The sequence below is a fragment of the Bradyrhizobium sediminis genome (assembly GCF_018736085.1).
In the GTDB taxonomy this organism is placed as follows: domain Bacteria; phylum Pseudomonadota; class Alphaproteobacteria; order Rhizobiales; family Xanthobacteraceae; genus Bradyrhizobium; species Bradyrhizobium sediminis.
Genome location: NZ_CP076134.1, coordinates 3,346,015 through 3,363,382, shown reverse-complemented (window position 1 = coordinate 3,363,382; position 17,368 = coordinate 3,346,015). Strand labels below are relative to the sequence as shown.

The following is a 17,368-nucleotide window of genomic DNA, read 5'->3' as shown; positions in this document are numbered from 1 at the left end:
GGGTCCTTCGCTCAAGTCCGCTAGCGCAGCGGAACGATGAAATCCGTGCCTTCGCCGGTTTCGCCCTGCTTGATGCTCTGGTCGGACACTACGATCGATCCACCGGTGGTGAGGGCCTCGGCGATGCGCGCCATCGCGTCCGGCGGAATCGTGATGCGGTCCAGCGCCTCGGCCGGGCTGTTCGGCGCCGGCAACGGCTTCACTTCGGCGGGCGCCGTGCCCGCGACCTTGCGCCGCCGCGAGAGGCGCTCGTCGTCGTTCTTCTGCGCGTTGCGCGCCGAAACCGGCAGCGACACCACCGACCAGCGCAGCCTGTTGGGATCGCTCCTGTCGGCCTCCGCCGTGAATACATGGGTGCCCAGCAGGCGGTCGCTCGGCGCGATCGTCACGGGTACGTCGAACACCGGCTTGAAGTTCTGCCGGACATACAGCTTGCCATCCTTGTGGCTGATGAACACCGCGATCTGGCCTTCGCGCTTCGGCTCCGCCCTTGCGGCCTTTTCGACCGCCGGCAGGCGCGCGGGATCCTTTTTTACTTCATCCGTTTTCGCATCAAGCGCAGTGGCGGGCGCGTCCGCAACCGTTTTGGCGGGTTCGGCTGGCTTCTCGGTCGCCTTCGGTTCTTCTGCCTTGACGGTCTCGGCTTTGGGCGACCCGGTTTTCGCAACACCCGCGGTCGTTTCCGGCTGGGCTTCGGCCTTTACCGCGGAATTGTCGGGCTCAGCCGCCTTGACCTCGCCGGTGACGATGTCAGCCGGTTTGGCATTGGCCGGCTTGTCCTCGGACGCCGCTGCATCTGCGGTCTTTGCACTCTCCGGTTCAGCTTCGGATTTGGCGGTTTCCGGTTTGACCTCGTCGGATTTTGCGGCTTCCGGCTTCGCTTCAGCGCCGGAGCCTTCCGCGGCCTTGGCCGGAGCGGCCTCGCCGGCGGACGAAGCGTCGGACATGATGACCGCGGCATTCGCCGGCATGGCGCTGCTGGCATCGGCGGTCTGGGTCAACTGGCCGTGGCCGACGGTCGATCGCAACTCAAGTTTCGTCTCGGCGGTGTCGGCCGGTTTGCTTGCCGGCCTGGCATCGGCGCCCTTGTCGGATTTCACGCCGAGCGGCGCATCCACTTGCGGGGCGTCGTTGGCAACCGGCACCACCTTTTGGGTCATGAGCAGCGGATGCGAGAAACTGGCGGGCGTCATCTCGCCAGGGGTGACGACCACCCGCGCGCCCATCCTGGTCCAGTTCCACATCTTCTGGGCAAACGCCATCGGCATGCGGATGCAGCCGTGCGACGCCGGATAGCCCGGCAGCACGCCGGCGTGCATGGCGACGCCGGACCAGGTGATCCGCTGCATGAACGGCATCGGCGCGCCGCTGTAGATGTTGGAGTGGTGCAGCTTGTGTTTCTGAATGATGCTGAACACGCCCATCGGCGTCGGATGACCCTTCATCCCCGTCGAGACCGGGCTTTCCGCAAAGAAACCGTTGGCGTCGTAAACCCTTACCTTCTGCTTCTCGATCGAGATCGCAATGATCAGCGGTCCGACCGGCTTGGCGACGGCTTGCTTTTCCGCCGCGGGCTTGGCGGTCGTTTGCCGGCGCGGCCGTTGCCGGCGCGGCTGAACCGTCGGGCCCGGCCGATAATATCCGGGTTCGGAGTACCCCCAGTAATAGAGGGCGGCTTCAGCCTGGGAGGCGGAGCCGATCGCTCCGGCCGCCGTCAAAGCCGCAACTTGCCAGAACCGTCCGGTCGCAATCGCCGCAACAGAAATCCGATGCCCGTCCACGCGCAATATCCTCGAATCCCAAAACTCTGCATGGTTAGTTGTCGCAGAGGCACAACATGTTCACCAGCATACGCGCCGTGAAGGCTGCGACTTTCGCCCAAGGGTAGCAAAAAAGCCTCACATTCGGTTAAACGGCCGCGGTTATCGGCTACCGCAAACCTTCCTGCGGGACTCACGCCCACCTACATGGGTGGAAACCTTCGCCAACGGAGACATCCATGACATGCAAAGCCCCCAGCCCGTATGACACCAAATGGAGGCTTTGGGCCTTGCTGGCGCTTGTATTGGCGTTGGCGCCGGCAGCGCCGGCATTCGCAGCCGACGAGCCGGACCTGATCTTTCGCCGCTCGACCGTCTTCAAGTGGATCAGCCCCAACGACAAGCTTGCGACCTATGCCGTCGACGATCCCGAGGTCGAGGGCGTGGCTTGTCACTTCACGGTGCCGGAGAGGGGCGGCTTCAAAGGTTGGCTCGGGCTTGCCGAAGAAGTGTCAGATATTTCACTGGCTTGCCGCCAGATCGCTCCAATTCGCTTCAAGGGCAGGCTGGAGCAGGGCGACGACATGTTCCGGAGGCGCCGCTCGCTGTTCTTCAAGAAGATGCAGATCGTCCGCGGCTGCGACGCCAAGCGTAACGTGCTGGTCTATATGGTGTACTCGGACAAGCTGATCGAAGGGTCGCCGAAGAATTCGACCTCCACGGTGCCGATCATGCCGTGGGGAGCCGCCGATGGCACGGTTCAGAAATGCGGCGAGTTCATCCAGTGACCGGGATCCGAAAGATCCGATTCCAAGTCTTTCGCTTGGTCCCCTATCGCTTGGCCGGGCCGGGGCGCACCCACGGTTCGGGCCGGGCCTTGGGCTCCCGGCAGCCCACCAGCTGGACGAATTTTTGCGGCGTCGAGTAGTTGCCGCTGTCGCCGCATTGCTGCGACATCGCGCCACAATTTCCCGGCCGCTTCATCCTGACGGAATTGGGAGCCTCGATCCGCGGCTCGCCCGGTTTGCGAGTCGAGGTTTCATTGCCAACATCGATGTTGCCATTGCCCACGACTGCGATCCTTTGCTGAAATTTCAGTAACAACCAACGCTCCAAAAGGTTGCACGTCATTCGGGTGAGTCGGCTCCGACGGGACTTCGGTTCAAGGTCGTCGCGTTGCCGAGGGGCCTTCTCCACCACAGAAACGTTAAAGAGTCGGACAGAGCTTCGAACCGGCGGGTTTTGCGGTGCGGCTCGCCGATATTGACCCCGGCGCCGGAACTGATGGCCGGGGTCGGCCAGTGAACGATGCGGCTGGCCCAGCGGACCAGTCTCCCGTTGGGCCGGCTGAAATCATTAAAGTTTTCGGGCAATTGTTTCGTCCGGCAGCCGCCGACGAAACAATTCTCCTGGCGACGAAACCATTTCCCGCTTTTCGCGCAGACATCCGGAAACAACGGATGGTTATCAGGTGGCCCACCAAAACGGCGGGCAGCGCCGGCAGGCCCAACCGGAGACAGTCGAATGCGGACCTTCAGTTTCATCCTTGCCCTGGCGTTTGCGCTGACTGGCCCTTCGATGGCCGGTTCGTCGGATAGTGCTTTGCCGGGTATCGGTACCTTCGCCTATAACGGGTCGCCTTTCGCTACCTCCGCTCCTCAGGCTATCGTCGTTGCCGCCCGCTGAGGCGGGAGCCGCGCCAATCAAAGAAAGTTGCCGGTAAGGCCATCATGATTTCAAGCATCCGTTGCGCAGTGATCGTCGTGTCCCTCGCTTTGGCCGGTTCGGCGCAGGCTGAGGTCTCGCAAATCCCGATCCCGCAGACCAAGCTTCAGCAGATTCAATTTCGTTCGCTGTTCAAGATGCCCGATCCCCGCGGCGAGTTCGTGCGCCTGTGCGCGCCCCATATGCTCGGCCGCTGGGCGCATCCGGAATCCGTGTGCGGCTGCCTGCACGATTACGCCGCAGCCACCGTCGAAGACACCGACCTTCGCGAAGCGCTGCTGCGTGGCATCAGCGAGACCGGCGTGCCGACCATCGAGACCGAATGGGTGCCGCCGGCCAAGCAATCCCAGATCGGACCGACCTTCACCAAGATCGCGAAGCCGACGCTGCAATGCATGTTCGAGCCGCTGAACTGACCGCCGCAATCCCCGGGCGACGCCTGTTCCTGCAATGGCCCGTAGCTTGCGGGCTCGACACCGCAACAACCCCTGATGTAACCGTGGCAGCCTGAGCGGCCGGTCCAGCGATCCGCCGGCATGAGGGGGCAAATGCAGCTACGGCGAATCCTGATGCCGTGCGCGGCGCTTGTCGCGCTGGCGTTCCCGGCCGCCGCCGCTCCCGACGAAGAACTGTTGGGAAAATCGGCCGGCTATCCGATCGGCACCCGCGCCAGCTGGTTCTACGACGAAAGCGTGCGGGTTGGCTCGTTCAGCAACCTCGACACGCTGTTACCCCACTACACGCTCCAGAAGGCGGCCTCACCGCTGCCGCTTCCCACGGCCGCCAGCCCGCCGAAGATCGAATACCGGTTCGAAAATCGGACGCTGATGCTCGACGATTTTCTCGCTCGCCGGCGCATCACCGGCCTGCTGCTGATCAAGGATGGCGAAGTGCTGTTCGAGCGCTATCAATATGATCGCAAGCCGTCGCAGCGCTTCGTTTCCCACTCGATGGCGAAATCCATCGTCAGCATCGCAGTCGGGATGGCGCTGGCCGAAGGCAAGATCGCTTCGCTGGACGATCTGGTCTCCAGATACGTGCCTAAGCTTGCCGGCAGTCCCTATGGTGAGACGTCGATCCGAAATGTGCTGAGAATGTCGTCCGGCGTCGCATTCAGGGAAGTCTATGACGGCAAGGACGATCTGACGCGGTTCTCGGTGCTTCGAAACTGGCATGGATCGATCGAAGCATTGCGTGAATTCAGGGTTCGCGAAGCAAAGCAGGGCGCCCGCTTTCATTACGCCTCCAGCGAAACCGTCATCCTGGCGGTGCTGCTGCGTGCGGTGACCGGAACGTCGCTCAGCGAATACCTGACCGGACGGCTGTGGCAGCCAATGGGCGCGGAAGCCGACGCGACATGGGTCAAGACGCCGGACGGCATTGAAAGCGCGTCGGGAAGCTTCAATGCGACCTTGCGCGACTACGGACGGTTGGGTGTGCTGCTGGCCAATGACGGCGCGGTCGGCGCGCGGCAGGTCGTGCCGAAAGACTATCTGCTCGAAGCGACCGACTGGCACCGGCAACCCGAAGCGTTCGCGCCGGGGCGCGCCACGCCGCTTTTCGGTTATGGCTACCAGTTCTGGACTTTTCCGGGCTGGAAGCGGAGGTTCGCCTTGCTGGGCGTTTATGGTCAGTCGATCTTCGTTGACCCCGAACTCAAGCTCGTGATGGTCGTTACAGCCGCGGCAAGGAACGCCAGCGTCGGAAAAGAGTCCTTCGCAGCGGAGCGCGACGCAGTCTGGCGCGGAGTGATCCGTAAATTCGGGAGCCGGTAGGGATCGCTGGCGGCGCCAAGCCAGCCGGCGAGGGCCTCGCTGCGTCTAGCGTTTCCTGGACCCCAGGCGTGGAATGCATTTTCGCGCGGGGATGACTCGCGTTGTGGTCAACTGGGCGCCGGATACTTCCTTGATCTGGCCGGCGGGGCAGGAGCCGTCATCGACCAGGACGCGCTGGCCCAACCGCAGATTGACGATGTCCCGCTCGCGCGACACCTGTTCGGCGATCGCCGATGGCGCCAACGCGCACAGCGCGAAAGCTGCGAGCAGCAGCATCGACAATCGCCTGATCGGAGAAGACTTCATGATGGCGCGCGCATCCTGTTTCATTTGTTCTGGATCGTCAGTCCGCCGGGGCCGACATTGATCTGCAGGCCTTCCGGTTGCTTCCTGGCCTGGTAGAGGTTGTAGCCGAGCACACCCACCGCGACGACCAGCATACCAATGATGAGATAGAGGATATTGCGGTTGCCGGGCATCCGTGTCTCCATGGGCGCCGAAATCTCACCCCGGAGTGTATTGGCGCGGGTGCGATTCTGAAAGCGCCAACAGGAAAAGTGACGGAAATGAACGCTCTCGACACCAAGAAAAAAATCCTCGACGCCGTCGATGCCGGCTTCGACGCACAGCTCGCCACCACCCGCGACTTCGTCGCTATACCCTCGACCCGCGGCGCGGAGGGGCCTTGCCAGGACATGATCGGCGATCTCCTGCGCCGGCGCGGCTACGAGGTCGACGACTGGCACATCGATGTCGAGGAGCTGAAGGATCTGCGCGGCTTCGGGCCGATCGAGCATGATTTCTCCAGGGCGCGCACCGTGGTCGGCACCTACCGGCCGTCCAACAATGCCGGCAAATCGCTGATCCTGCAGGGACACTGCGACGTGGTGCCGGCCGGACCGCTGGAGATGTGGGAGACGCCGCCGTTCTCGCCGGTCGTGAAGGACGGCAGGATGTATGGCCGCGGCGCCTGCGACATGAAATCCGGCACCATCGGTGCGCTCTATGCGCTCGATGCGATCAAGGCCGCCGGCCTGAAGCCGACGGGACGGATTCACTTTCAAAGCGTGATCGAGGAGGAGTCAACCGGTGTCGGTGCGCTCTCGACCCTGCAGCGCGGCTATCGCGCCGACGCCTGCTTCATTCCCGAGCCGACCGGCGGCAAGATGGTGCGCTCGCAGGTCGGCGTGATCTGGTTCCGCCTCAGGGTGCGCGGCTTTCCGGTGCACGTGTTCGAGGCCGGCTCAGGCTCCAACGCGATCATGGCGGCCTATCACCTCATCCATGCGCTGGGAAAGCTCGAGGCCGAATGGAACGAGCGCGCCAAGGCCGACCATCATTTCAAGGCGGTGACGCATCCGATCAATTTCAATCCCGGCATCATCAAGGGCGGCGACTGGGCTTCCAGCGTGCCGGCGTGGTGCGATGTCGATTGCCGGATCGCGATCCTGCCGGGCTGGTCGGTTTCCGATTGCCAGAACGAAATCCTCGCCTGCGTCTCGGCGGCGGCGCGCGATCATCGCTTCCTTTCCAACAATCCGCCGGACGTGGAATGGTCGGGCTTTCTGTCGGAGGGTTATGAACTGAAGGATTCCGCGGCGCCGGAAGCCGCTTTCGGCAAGGCCTTCAACGCGGTCTATGGCGGAGCCGTCGAAGACCTCGTGTTCACCGCGCTGACCGACACGCGGTTCTACGGATTGAACTACAACATCCCGAGCCTGTGCTTCGGCGCCAGCGGCGCGGCGATGCACGGCTTCAACGAATATGTCGATTTGGACTCGCTGCGCAAATCGACCAAGGCCACCGCGCTGTTCATCGCGGAATGGTGCGGGGTGGAGGCGATTTAGACCACGAATTTGAGCACGTTGCCTCAATAGCATTCGGGTGCAAATACTTTGCGCTGAGCCCGGGAGCAGTGATGCACGGCTTCTGTGCAAGTGGGGGCGGCCCGCCACCCTGATGGTCTTGGCTTACGTGCTTTAATAAGGGACCCTTTTGGATCACTCATGGCAAAACACCGGATCTATACAACGAGCTTCGCCAGCATTTACCCACTTTACGTTGCGAAAGCAGAGAAAAAAGGACGCACAAAAGCAGAGGTCGATCAGGTCATCTCTTGGTTGACGGGCTATGGTCAGAAGGAGCTAGAGACTCAACTGGAAAAACAGACTGACTTTGAAACATTCTTTGCAAGGGCCCCTAAAATCAATCCTTCTCGAGCCTTGATTAAAGGCGTGGTTTGCGGTGTCCGAGTGGAGGATATCAAGGAACCAACTATGCGGGAAATTCGCTACTTGGATAAACTAATCGATGAGCTGGCGCAGGGAAAAACGATGGATAAAATTCTGCGAAAGAAATGATCCTGAACGACCAACGTCGCCCACCTGGCTCTGCGACATTGCGCGAGTTGGCCGGCTCACCGCCCATTCTTTTCAAGCGCTGACCAGAAAGCCTCGTCGTTCAGAGCTTAAGCACGTAGGATGGGTGGAGCGAAGCGATACCCATCATATTCCGCACGAGCGGTGATGGGTTTCGCGAAAAGCTCAACCCATCCTACGAGTTCTGCGGCGCCTGCGACAAAACAACCCGTCGGGCAAAATTTCGCTTAACCTGTCGGGCAAATCACTTCTAGGACTCCCGCCATCCTGTCCCGGAGGAAGGGGCGTTGGCCATCGTCACGAACGTTGGGATGGGATGCGGTGGACGCGGCGGCATCGTGCGCGCAATGGGATGGCAGGGCGGGCTTCACGGCCCGTGAGCGGTCACAGGACGTGCGGACGAGCGGTGTTGAAGCGTACGGTGAAGTCGTGTGGTCCTGACAGCCTCTGGGTTGGCGTCAAGTCCCGCGGAGGCGAAGCCGGCCCAACCGGGCGTCGGGCAAGCCATCAATCCGCGGGGCGACGGTGACAAACAAATCCTGATCGCCGGGGAGCAACTGTATTTTACGTAGACCTGTGATCGGCCGGCCTCAAGGCTGGCGCTGCGCGCCACCGCCTTCGGCGGCTGACGGCCTTGACCCCGTCCGCTCACCGGTCTTTTGGCTTTGCATGCGCTCGGTCCTGGACCGAGCGCAGGGTTCGCTCGATCAGCTGACCGCGTAGCGTTTGGCGTCCCACTTCTGGCGCCGCTCGATCATGATGTTGAGAATGCTGATCAGCTTGCGCATGCAGGCAGTGAGCGCCACCTTCTTCAGTTTTCCCTTCGCCACCAGGCGGTCGTAAAAGGCCTTCAACACTGGATTGTGCTGTGTCGCCGCCCCAAGGCAGGCCATATAGAACATGTTGCGGGTCCGGCGCCGTCCGCCCTTGATGTGCCGTTCGCCTCGACGTCGGCCACTGTCGTCATCGTAAGGAGCTACACCCAACAAGGAGGCCACGATCTTGTTGTTGGCCTGGCCCAGCTCCGGCATGGCGGCAATGAGCGCAGCAGAGGTGACACGGCCGAGTCCCGGAACGCTTTCGATGATCTCGGCGAGTTCGGTAAAACGCGGCGTGGCCTGGATCATGGCTGAGATCTCAGCCTCGATCTTGACCAACTCGACGGCGATCGTCTTCGATATCCGGGCGTGAATCCGCTGCACCGCAGCCGGTAACGCATGCTCGCCCTGGCTTGCCAGCTTGGTTTGCATATCCTTCAGTGCCTGGCGCGCATTGACCATCTGGTGAAGCTGCTCGCGCGTCGCATCGTAGGCCTGGCCCCGAGCTTCGTCGAAGGTCTCGGCGAACCAGGCAATCATCTCGGCATCGATCGTGTCATTCTTGGCGAGCCGCCCGGCCGATTGAGCGAAGCTGCGAACCCGCTTCGGATCGACGATCCGAACCTCGATCCGGGCGTCACGCAGCACCTTGGCCCACTCGCGCTCGTAGCCGCCGCTCGCCTCCATCACCGCCTTGCCGACCTTCTTCCGGCGGAGCCACGAGGCCAACTCGCGCCGGCCCTCCGCCGTGTTTGCGAACGTGCGCCTCAACGACAGCGAACGAATGCAACCATCCACCTTGTCTTTAGCGACATCGATCCCCGCGACAACGAGATCATTTTGTGCCATCATCCAGCTCCCTTCCTTGCTCGGTCCGGGCTCTAAGCCCATGCAACTGTTCGGGTTGAGGAAGACACCGGATCTGTCCCACGCTCCCCGGCAGGCTCTAACGGCCTTCGAGCACGAACGGGCTCAGATCCAGCGACGGGCGGTTGGTGAGAACCGCCCGTTCGCACATTCTGGCAGATTTTGCGGACACAAGAGCGCGCTATAAGCCGTAAAGCCATTGCGCAGGGAATGTCGGATTGCCTCCGCTGCCCTGTATGCTCGTGTGCGTTTTTTACTCGTGCATTTTGCACACGAGACCGCGGGTGCAGCGCGCATCCGGTATTCCCTGCTCCCTCTTCGTTGGAGGGACAACGACACGTAAACCTCGGGCGCTTCCCGCCGCGAGAATGCGGACGTGTATTTGCTGTTTGACATTCGAATCGAAATGTCACCACGTCTTTGCGAGCGCAGCGAAGCAATCCATTCGCTCCAGGCAAAGAAAGAATGGATTGCTTCGCTGCGCTCGCAATGACGTTGATAGGCCAAACCGTATGCCCCGCCACCATCCGTCGCTCCCGCACATAGCCCACCAGCTCCTCGCAATGACGGTTGATGGTCAGGCGCCTGGCAACGTCGGCCACAATGCCTTCACGATCGCATCGAGCCCGTCCGTCAGCGCCGCTGGCCCCGGCTGCAATATCAGCGGCGACTTGATCTCGACGATGCGGTCGTTGCGGACAGCCGGAATTTCGCTCCAGCCCGGCCGTTGTTTGATCCTGTCGGGGACCACCTTCTTGCCGCACCAGGAAGCGAGGATCACGTCCGGTGCTGCGGCGCGCACCGTGTCGGGCGAAATGATGCGGTCTTTCGCGGCCTGTTGAAACCTCAAGTGAGGCAGCACGTCTTCGCCGCCGGCGATCTCGATCAGTTCGGAAACCCAGCCGATGCCGCTGATCAGGGGCTCGTCCCATTCCTCGAAATAGACTCTTGGCCGCGCCGATGGCCGCGGCGTGGCTGCGATGGTTGCGAGGCGCGCCTCAAAGCCGGCTGCAAGTCGATCGGCACGCTCGGCTGCACCGACCAGCGCGCCGAGGGTGCGGATCATCGCGAGAATCCCGGCGATGTCGCGCTGGTTGAAGACATGGATGGCGACGCCTGATCGCACCATGTCGGCGACGATGTCCGCCTGCAAGTCCGAAAACGCCAGCACGAGGTCCGGCTGCAGCGCGAGGATTTTCGGAATGTCCGCCGAGATGAAGGCCGACACCCGCGGTTTCTCGCGCCGCACCCGCGGCGGCCGCACCGCATAGCCGGAAACGCCGACGATGCGGTCCTCTTCGCCGAGCAGATACAGCGTCTCCACGGTCTCTTCGGTGAGACAGACGATCCGGCGAGGAGGGAACTGGCGCATGGAAGAGGGTATGGCGAATGACAAATCGTTTGTCACTGCAATTACGTTGAACGTCATTGCCGGGCAACGTAGTCTGCCTTGCGCAGACTACGTACACTTGTCTGCGCTCCCGGCAATCCATCATATCAAAAGCGTTTTCAATGAAGATTGATGGATACGCGGGTCAAGCCCGCGTATGACGATTTGAAAGAAAAGGGAGACGACCGGGATGACGCCGCTGGAAAAACTCAATTCGATGAAGATGCCGTTTGCCGAATTGAAGGGCGTGAAATTCACCGAGGCTGACAAGGACCGCGTGGTGGCGCGGATGCTGGTGCGGCCCGATCTCTGCACGCTGCACCATACGATTCACGGCGGCGCGGTGATGGCGTTCGCGGATTCGGTCGGCGCTGCCGCGACGGTGATCAATCTGCCTCCGGATGCCAAGGGCACCACCACGATCGAGAGCAAGACCAATTTCATCGGCGGCGCCAGGGAAGGGACGACGGTGATTGCGACCGCAACGCCGGTGCATCGCGGCCGCCGCACCCAGGTCTGGCAGACCCGGCTGGAGACCGAGGACGGCAAGCTCGTGGCGGTCGTGACCCAGACCCAGATGGTGCTCTGACAGGCGGCGGCAGGGCCCATATTGGTTAACAAATTGTGACCAAAAATCTGACGTTTATTGAGGCAGGACAAGGGGTTGAAATTGATGGTGCGATGCACAATATCTGTCGTCTAGGGATTCGACGCCTCCTCGAGGGATATCCAAGAGGAGATACCAGATGCGACACGAAGCTATTACCGGTTCGACCCGTGCCAGCGGCACCGTTCGGACCCTGCGCCAGCAGGAGGAGTTGCCGCTGCTGCGCGACCACCTCCTGAGGCTTGACCCGGAGAGCCGGCACGACCGCTTCCATGGCTTCATGGATGACAGCTTCATCGAACGCTATGCCAAGAAATGCGCCGACGACGGCACCGTCATCATCGCCTATATCGAGGACGGCGTGGTGCGTGGCGCGGCCGAACTGCATCCGCCGGATCAATCCGCGGATTCGCTGCCCGAGATCGCCTTCAGCGTGGAAGCGCGGGTACGGCGGCAGGGCGTCGGCAGCATCCTGTTCAGGAAGCTGATCGCGGAAGCGCGCGCGAAGGGCTACCACTTCTTGCGGATCACCACCGGCGCGCAGAATCAGGCGATGCGGGCGCTTGCCCACAAGTTCGGTGCGCATCTGACGTTCCGCCACGGCGAATCCACAGGGAGCATCGATCTGAGGCAGCGACCGCAGCCCGAGCCGGCAAGGGCAGCGATCGCGACCCCGGCCGATGCGGCGCGCGCGATGATCAACATCAACCGCGCCTACTGGCAGATGTGGCTGCGAATGTACGGCTGGGGCCGGACGGCCTGACCGGTAACCGGTCGCAAAAAGCCCTTCGCCGATCCCGGATCTGCGAAGGGCTGTAGTGGTGCCGGAATGAGGAACGTCAGGTGCCGGTGCGCTTGTCGTTGCCGAACTTCCTGACGATGCGGCGCTCGACCACGACCGAGCGCTGCGCACCCTGTTCGCCGGCGATGACGCGGGTCGTCGAACGCCCCAAGACGGGACGCGCGGCCTTCTTCACTTCAGCCTGAACCGCTTCGATCGGCAGCCCCATCAGCGATGCCGCGATCTCCGCCTGCGCCTCCAGGTCGTCGGTAATGCCGACGGCGGCAAAAATCGCCTCTTCCAGGGTCGGCGGGTCGCGCCGCACGCGCCGGGTTCCGTACTTGGTGTTCCAGTCTTCACTCATTGGGGCCTCGCATCTCTTCGGCAGATACCTAGGTGCCCTTATGTTGCATTGCAATATGGAATTGGCGTGGCAAGGCAGCCATGCACTACAACTTCTCCAGCCTGGTCGCGTCGTAGAGCTCGATGGTGGTGGCGGTTGCGGCGAGCGGCTGCAGGGCGCGGACGAAATCGCGCGAGGCCGGCACCGCGAAATGCGCCAATAGCGCCGCCCGATCGGCCCATTGCTCGAAAAACACCAGCCGCAGCGGGTTCTCGCAATCGACATGCACGGCGTGGGAGATACAGCCGGGCTCCAGCCGCGAACGGCGGACGTGCTCGAGGCTCAGCTTGCGGACCTCGTCCAGGGAATCCGGCCGGGTCGTGACGCTGCCGGTGACCACAATCATCGCCTTGCTCCGCGGTTGCCTGCCATGGTCATGGGACTACATCGCCGGCGCCGGCAAAATCCACCGGCTGTTGCGGCCACCGCTTCAGCGCGGCACGGCCGGCATCGGTCAGGACATAGATGCCGCGCTCGGCGCGGTCGAACCAGCCATAGACGTTGTGCAGCAGGATTTTCGGCGCGTCCGGTATCTCAGGCTTGAGATCGCGTACCCGCCGCGGTCCGTGCGACAACGCCGAGGCGCAGGCCAGCGCCTGCTGGCGATAGGCGGTCATGATCGGCGCGCGCGTGCTGCCGCCCAGCGCGGGATCGCCCTTGCGCCGCCGGTGCTCGGCGACGAGGCGCGAGCGCTTTTTGGGATTGCGGCGCGGAGCGGTCGTTGGTGGCTTGACCAGCACCTCGACGTCGCCGGTGTTGGTGACCGCGAGCATGCCGAAGCCGAGCCGGCGGCACAGATTGCGATAGCGTGCGTCGCTCTCGCGGCCCTTGCCGCGCGCCGACATCCTGGCGGCCAGCCAGACCTCGTCGGCAGCGCCGGCGCGATCGACCGCCTGCAGAACCAGCTCGAGATTGAAGGAAAGCTTCAACTCGCCGATCACCACGATCGGAGGCTCTTCGCCGCTCAAGGCCACCAGGTCGCAACCGCCGACCTCGCCCTTGACCGTGAAGCCGAGGTTCTCGAGGAAGCGTTTGACGGGCAGATACAGCGCGGTTTCCAAGGGGACTCCGATATGGGCGCCGATGCGGGCTCCGGCATGGGCCCGACGCCGCCGGCGCGACTCAGCGATGCCAGTCTAGCCTGATTTGCGTTCTGGGGATTTGATCAGCGGGCGGGGGAGCGGGTAGCATGACTGCGGGACAAGGCGGATAGCGTCGGACGGGTGGCCTGCAAGTCCAGAGGGGATTGCCGGGTCGCGTGGCATTTCGTCGAGGGCCGGAGCGCCAATGCTGAAAGGACTCTACAAGGTCGAGATGCATACCGTGCACGGTTCGCGCCGTGGCGTCCTCTACGTCTATGACGGCAAGATGATGGGTGGCAATTCGGCCTTCGCCTTCGTCGGCACCTACCAGGAAACCGAAAACGGAGAGGTCTCGGTCGAGATCTCGACCATGCGCCACAATGACGATCCGAATTTCCAGCCGCTGTTCAAGACCGACAAGATCACGCTGTCGCTCAAGGGCAGGCAGCAGGGCGAGCAGTATTTTTTCGAAGGCGGCACCACGCAACTGCCCGGCATTGCCTTCCATTCGGTGATGACCCCGATCAGCGAAGAAGCCGCGCCGCCGGTCGTCGCGGCCGGCGAGGGCGGCATTCGCAACGGTCTCTATTCGATCCATATCCGGATGCTCGACGGCGTTGACGGCGGCAATACCGGCGTCATGGTGCTGCACGACGGGCAGATCCGCGGCGGCGACGCCTTCTTCGACTATGTCGGCGCCTACACCAGCGCCAACGGCAGATGGAAAGGCGAACTCATCAATCACGAGCATACGCCGAGCCAGGGCGAGCGGCCGGTGTTCGGCGGCTACGAGGTCGGCATCGGCTTCTCCGGCACCTACACCGATGAGGGCGCGGTCGCGGAGGCAACCGCGCTCGCCGGCAAGCGCAGCATTCGCTTCAGCGCGGTGCTGAGGAGGATGGCGGAGGCGTAGGGATCAGACCCGCCCGCTCACCGGGAGCAAAGCGCCGGTGACGGCGCTGGCGGCGTCGCTTATGAGAAACAGGATCACGTCGGCCAGCTCCTGCGGCGTCACCCATTTTGCGAAATCCGCTTTCGGCATGCTGGCGCGATTGGCTGCTGTGTTGATGATCGACGGCAGTACGGCGTTGACGGTGATCTTGCCTTTCCACTCGGCAGCGAGCGCCTCGGTGAGGCGATGCACGCCCGCCTTGGAGGCGGCGTAGGCGCCCATGCCGGCGCCCGCCTGCAGCGCGCCCATCGCGCCGACATTGACGATCCGCGCCGAGCCTGAAGCGGCGAGATATGGGATCGCCGACCGCGATGCGTTCAGCGCGGTCAGCACATTGAGCGCGTACATGCGCTGCCAGGTTTTCGGATCGCCCTCGGCGACCGCCTCGAACGCAAAGCCGCCGGCGATATTGATCAGCGCATCGAGCTTGCCGAAATGCGACGCAGCGGCGTCGATGGCTTGTTTGGCTGCGGCCGCATCGGAGAGATCGACGCCGCCGAGTTCGATCCGGCTCGCCGTTGGCGACAGCTGCGTTGCCGCATGATCGAGGCCCGCCACCTTCGCGCCGCGCTTAAGGGCTGCTTCCGCGACCACCTTGCCGAGTGCGCCCGAAGCGCCGGTGACGACAATGACTTTTCCGTCCATGATTGGTCTCCGGTGAAGGCCGCAACGGACAATTCACATGCCTGATGCGCCACGGCCTTGCAACACTTGCCCCGACATCTGCGGGCGCACCCGGTTGCGACGGCGTAACACCCCGTATTGCTACGGTGGCCGATCGATAAAATTTGCCGGAGTTCCGTAAGCGGACTGCAGAAATATCGGGCTAGGCTTGGGATCGTCCAATCACTGGACAGGGGCGCATCACGATGAGAAATCTACCCGATCACGGTTTACCGCTTGTTCAGCTCAAGGAGCAGCGGCGGGATCTGATTGTCGCGCTGCAAAACCGCAATGGCCCGGTCAGCGGCTGGGAGTTGATGCAGATCGCCGCGGTTCAGCAGGCCATCTCGGCATTCGAGGACGTCATCGCCGATCTCGACGCCGAATTGGAAGCGGCTGCGTAACGCGGTTTTCCCGTTCCTCTCGAGGGTCAGCAATCAGGATTCCAGGTAACGCGACTGCAGTTCGGCGCGTTGACTGGCGCCGATGCGCAAGCCTTCGCTGAAATAGTTTTCGAGATTGCCGTAGTCGGCGTTGATGGTCTCGAAGGCGGCGGCGAGGAAGGAGGCCTGCACCGACGCCAGCACCTGCTTCACTTCCTCGGGCAGGTCGTTGCTGGCGGTGGGGTCGCGCCGGTAGAACCGGTTGGTCAGCAGATAATCCTCTGATATCAGATCGTCCGGCACGCCCAGTGCATGCAGGATCAGCGCGCAGGCGAAACCGGTGCGATCCTTGCCTGCGGTACAGTGAATCACCAGCGGGGCGCGGTCCTCAAGCAAATGGCCAAATAGCGCGCGAAAGCTCGGCGTGCTCTGACGGACATAATTGCGGTAGGAATCGCGCATCACCTCCAGCGCATCGGCGGATGAAAGGGTCGTGCCGCTGTCACGCTTTGCTCGCAGTGCTGCAACCACGGTCGGCTCGACCGGCAGCGAATGCACCGCGATCCCGGCGACGCCGCACAGGGCGGCAACCCGTTCCTCGGTGCCGCGAAAATCGAATGCGCTCCTGACGCCGAGGCCGCGCAGCACCTCGATATCGGCCTCCGTGAGATGGCCGAGATGGTTGGAGCGGAAGATCTGCCGCCAGCGGACGGCGCGGCCGCCTCTGCCGGGGTAGCCGCCGAGATCGCGGAAATTGCTGGCGCCTTCCAGATCGAGATGACGGGCAGGGGATTCTGACATCGGACTACCTTAAGCCACCCTGCGGGGGCGACGAAATCGCGGAGAGGCATATCGCTTGATCGGATGGCTCTGGTCTATACTCCCCTTTGAGGGGGAACCATGAATCGGCAAAAGACCGTCATTTTCGGTGCGGCGCTGTGTGTTGCGGGGGCCGCAGCCGGTCCAACGCGCGGATTCGCGCAGACGACGTTCCAGAACTACGCTTGCGCCGACGGTTCCCAGTTCATTGTCGGGTTTTTCGAATACGACAAGCGCGCCCATCTGCAGATCGATGGAAAATCGGTGACGCTTGGCAAGCGCCTGGCGCTGTCTGGCTCGCGTTATTCCGGCAGTGGCGTCACGCTGACGATCACCAAGGCCGGCACCACCCTCAAGCGCGCCAAGCGGCGGGCGACGGCGTGCGAGATGATATAAAAAGGGCCGAAACGCTTTCGTTTCGACCCTTTTTCCGTTCCTGGGATCGCACCAACCGCCGTCGGTGCGTTGGCATCTTGGGCGCCGTCCGCATCAGCTTTCATGCCCCGGCTCGGACTCCTGGATGGCAGCGTCGTGGTACCAAGCGCCGCCAACGGCAATCTCGCTGACGCGCGATGAGGCCAGGTCGGTGGCGGTCTTGGTCTCCTGGTAGCGGCGTCCCCCGAGAGCCGAGCGGCCCCCGGCAGGGAATTGGTAGATCTTGGCGGACCCATGATTCAAACTTGTATTCATCTCCATAATCTCCTGGTGCGCGGCGCGCAGTTAATTGATGGTGCGCCCGACTCGTTCGCGAGTCGTTACTGATCCCGATATCGTTGGTGCCCCCGGTTAGTGCAACCTGATGAAAACAAGGCCACTCACTGTATATATTTTGAGCATTTCCGCCCATGGCCTCCGAGGAAGCAACCGGTGGCTGGCTAATGCTTAAGCCGTGGCCATGATTGCGAAGGTGGCCCGGAGGGCGCGGTCAAGGCCGGCTTCGAATGGCGCGGATTTAATCGGGCCGA

23 protein-coding genes are annotated in these 17,368 nt (G+C 62.6%); 10 read left to right on the top strand and 13 right to left on the bottom strand.

Annotated features, from left to right (window positions below; all coding sequences use genetic code 11):
* Positions 1 to 20 precede the first annotated feature (20 nt).
* Positions 21 to 1,781 carry a L,D-transpeptidase gene (locus KMZ29_RS16315; RefSeq protein ID WP_249779712.1) on the bottom strand — a complete coding sequence of 587 codons (1,761 nt, stop codon included), beginning with the start codon at positions 1,779 to 1,781 and terminating at the stop codon, positions 21 to 23.
* A gap of 218 nt (positions 1,782 to 1,999) precedes the next feature.
* Here KMZ29_RS16315 and KMZ29_RS16310 point away from each other — a divergent pair, with 218 nt between their 5' ends.
* Positions 2,000 to 2,548, top strand: a complete 549-nt coding sequence (locus KMZ29_RS16310) for a CreA family protein (RefSeq protein WP_215620198.1) — start codon at positions 2,000 to 2,002, stop codon at positions 2,546 to 2,548.
* Positions 2,549 to 2,591: 43 nt separating this feature from the next.
* Here KMZ29_RS16310 and KMZ29_RS16305 read toward each other — a convergent pair whose 3' ends face one another.
* On the bottom strand, positions 2,592 to 2,831 hold the full coding sequence (locus tag KMZ29_RS16305; RefSeq protein WP_249779711.1) for a hypothetical protein: 240 nt from the start codon (positions 2,829 to 2,831) through the stop codon (positions 2,592 to 2,594).
* Positions 2,832 to 2,887: 56 nt separating this feature from the next.
* The gene (locus KMZ29_RS16300; RefSeq protein WP_215620197.1) at positions 2,888 to 3,304 is read right to left on the bottom strand and encodes a hypothetical protein; all 417 of its coding nucleotides are present in this window, start codon (positions 3,302 to 3,304) and stop codon (positions 2,888 to 2,890) included.
* 186 nt (positions 3,305 to 3,490) lie between these two features.
* On the opposite strand from KMZ29_RS16300, the gene KMZ29_RS16295 reads away from it, so the two are divergent.
* Positions 3,491 to 3,901 (top strand): hypothetical protein, encoded by a 411-nt coding sequence (locus tag KMZ29_RS16295; RefSeq protein WP_215620196.1) that lies wholly within the window; start codon positions 3,491 to 3,493, stop codon positions 3,899 to 3,901.
* 132 nt (positions 3,902 to 4,033) lie between these two features.
* On the top strand, positions 4,034 to 5,260 hold the full coding sequence (locus KMZ29_RS16290) for a serine hydrolase domain-containing protein (protein WP_215620195.1): 1,227 nt from the start codon (positions 4,034 to 4,036) through the stop codon (positions 5,258 to 5,260).
* 45 nt (positions 5,261 to 5,305) lie between these two features.
* On the opposite strand, the gene KMZ29_RS16285 is transcribed toward KMZ29_RS16290, so the two are convergent.
* Entirely contained in the window at positions 5,306 to 5,590 is a 285-nt protein-coding gene (locus tag KMZ29_RS16285) for a DUF6719 family protein (RefSeq protein ID WP_249779710.1), read from the bottom strand.
* Positions 5,587 to 5,751, bottom strand: coding sequence for a hypothetical protein (locus tag KMZ29_RS16280; RefSeq protein ID WP_215624428.1), 165 nt, complete (start codon positions 5,749 to 5,751; stop codon positions 5,587 to 5,589). Before KMZ29_RS16280 ends, KMZ29_RS16285 begins: the two co-directional genes overlap by 4 nt.
* Before the next feature lie 75 nt (positions 5,752 to 5,826).
* On the opposite strand from KMZ29_RS16280, the gene KMZ29_RS16275 reads away from it, so the two are divergent.
* Together KMZ29_RS16275 and KMZ29_RS16270 are read left to right on the top strand one after the other, a co-directional pair.
* Positions 5,827 to 7,107 (top strand): ArgE/DapE family deacylase, encoded by a 1,281-nt coding sequence (locus tag KMZ29_RS16275; RefSeq protein WP_215620194.1) that lies wholly within the window; start codon positions 5,827 to 5,829, stop codon positions 7,105 to 7,107.
* Between the two features lie 159 nt (positions 7,108 to 7,266).
* A complete protein-coding gene (locus KMZ29_RS16270) occupies positions 7,267 to 7,620 on the top strand; it encodes a DUF2200 domain-containing protein (protein WP_215620193.1) in 354 nt (117 codons plus the stop codon).
* Positions 7,621 to 8,345: 725 nt separating this feature from the next.
* On the opposite strand, the gene KMZ29_RS16265 is transcribed toward KMZ29_RS16270, so the two are convergent.
* Together KMZ29_RS16265 and KMZ29_RS16260 are read right to left on the bottom strand one after the other, a co-directional pair.
* Complete coding sequence (locus KMZ29_RS16265; protein WP_215620192.1) at positions 8,346 to 9,308, bottom strand: IS110 family RNA-guided transposase; 963 nt, start codon at positions 9,306 to 9,308, stop codon at positions 8,346 to 8,348.
* 592 nt (positions 9,309 to 9,900) lie between these two features.
* Positions 9,901 to 10,695, bottom strand: coding sequence for a cobalamin-binding protein (locus KMZ29_RS16260; protein WP_215620191.1), 795 nt, complete (start codon positions 10,693 to 10,695; stop codon positions 9,901 to 9,903).
* Between the two features lie 208 nt (positions 10,696 to 10,903).
* Here KMZ29_RS16260 and KMZ29_RS16255 point away from each other — a divergent pair, with 208 nt between their 5' ends.
* Both KMZ29_RS16255 and KMZ29_RS16250 read left to right on the top strand, forming a co-directional pair.
* Positions 10,904 to 11,302: a PaaI family thioesterase gene (locus KMZ29_RS16255; protein ID WP_215602215.1), complete on the top strand. Its 399-nt coding sequence runs from the start codon at positions 10,904 to 10,906 to the stop codon at positions 11,300 to 11,302.
* 157 nt (positions 11,303 to 11,459) lie between these two features.
* Positions 11,460 to 12,083 (top strand): GNAT family N-acetyltransferase, encoded by a 624-nt coding sequence (locus KMZ29_RS16250; protein WP_215620190.1) that lies wholly within the window; start codon positions 11,460 to 11,462, stop codon positions 12,081 to 12,083.
* A gap of 76 nt (positions 12,084 to 12,159) precedes the next feature.
* On the opposite strand, the gene KMZ29_RS16245 is transcribed toward KMZ29_RS16250, so the two are convergent.
* The 3 genes from KMZ29_RS16245 to KMZ29_RS16235 form a co-directional block, all read right to left on the bottom strand.
* Positions 12,160 to 12,465 (bottom strand): hypothetical protein, encoded by a 306-nt coding sequence (locus tag KMZ29_RS16245; protein ID WP_215602213.1) that lies wholly within the window; start codon positions 12,463 to 12,465, stop codon positions 12,160 to 12,162.
* Positions 12,466 to 12,550: 85 nt separating this feature from the next.
* Positions 12,551 to 12,850, bottom strand: coding sequence for a putative quinol monooxygenase (locus KMZ29_RS16240; RefSeq protein ID WP_215620189.1), 300 nt, complete (start codon positions 12,848 to 12,850; stop codon positions 12,551 to 12,553).
* 28 nt (positions 12,851 to 12,878) lie between these two features.
* The gene (locus KMZ29_RS16235) at positions 12,879 to 13,565 is read right to left on the bottom strand and encodes a DUF2161 domain-containing phosphodiesterase (protein ID WP_215620188.1); all 687 of its coding nucleotides are present in this window, start codon (positions 13,563 to 13,565) and stop codon (positions 12,879 to 12,881) included.
* Positions 13,566 to 13,791: 226 nt separating this feature from the next.
* Here KMZ29_RS16235 and KMZ29_RS16230 point away from each other — a divergent pair, with 226 nt between their 5' ends.
* Positions 13,792 to 14,499 (top strand): hypothetical protein, encoded by a 708-nt coding sequence (locus KMZ29_RS16230; protein ID WP_215620187.1) that lies wholly within the window; start codon positions 13,792 to 13,794, stop codon positions 14,497 to 14,499.
* Positions 14,500 to 14,502: 3 nt separating this feature from the next.
* Here KMZ29_RS16230 and fabG read toward each other — a convergent pair whose 3' ends face one another.
* Positions 14,503 to 15,183: a 3-oxoacyl-ACP reductase FabG gene (fabG, locus tag KMZ29_RS16225; protein ID WP_215620186.1), complete on the bottom strand. Its 681-nt coding sequence runs from the start codon at positions 15,181 to 15,183 to the stop codon at positions 14,503 to 14,505.
* A 224-nt stretch (positions 15,184 to 15,407) separates the two neighbouring features.
* On the opposite strand from fabG, the gene KMZ29_RS16220 reads away from it, so the two are divergent.
* Positions 15,408 to 15,605, top strand: coding sequence for a hypothetical protein (locus tag KMZ29_RS16220; protein ID WP_215602208.1), 198 nt, complete (start codon positions 15,408 to 15,410; stop codon positions 15,603 to 15,605).
* Between the two features lie 33 nt (positions 15,606 to 15,638).
* Here KMZ29_RS16220 and KMZ29_RS16215 read toward each other — a convergent pair whose 3' ends face one another.
* Complete coding sequence (locus tag KMZ29_RS16215; protein WP_215620185.1) at positions 15,639 to 16,385, bottom strand: tyrosine-protein phosphatase; 747 nt, start codon at positions 16,383 to 16,385, stop codon at positions 15,639 to 15,641.
* Between the two features lie 99 nt (positions 16,386 to 16,484).
* On the opposite strand from KMZ29_RS16215, the gene KMZ29_RS16210 reads away from it, so the two are divergent.
* On the top strand, positions 16,485 to 16,799 hold the full coding sequence (locus KMZ29_RS16210; RefSeq protein WP_215620184.1) for an MliC family protein: 315 nt from the start codon (positions 16,485 to 16,487) through the stop codon (positions 16,797 to 16,799).
* Between the two features lie 93 nt (positions 16,800 to 16,892).
* Here the strand turns inward: KMZ29_RS16210 and KMZ29_RS16205 are convergent, their stop codons facing one another.
* Positions 16,893 to 17,093 (bottom strand): DUF2735 domain-containing protein, encoded by a 201-nt coding sequence (locus tag KMZ29_RS16205; RefSeq protein ID WP_215620183.1) that lies wholly within the window; start codon positions 17,091 to 17,093, stop codon positions 16,893 to 16,895.
* Positions 17,094 to 17,368 lie beyond the last annotated feature (275 nt).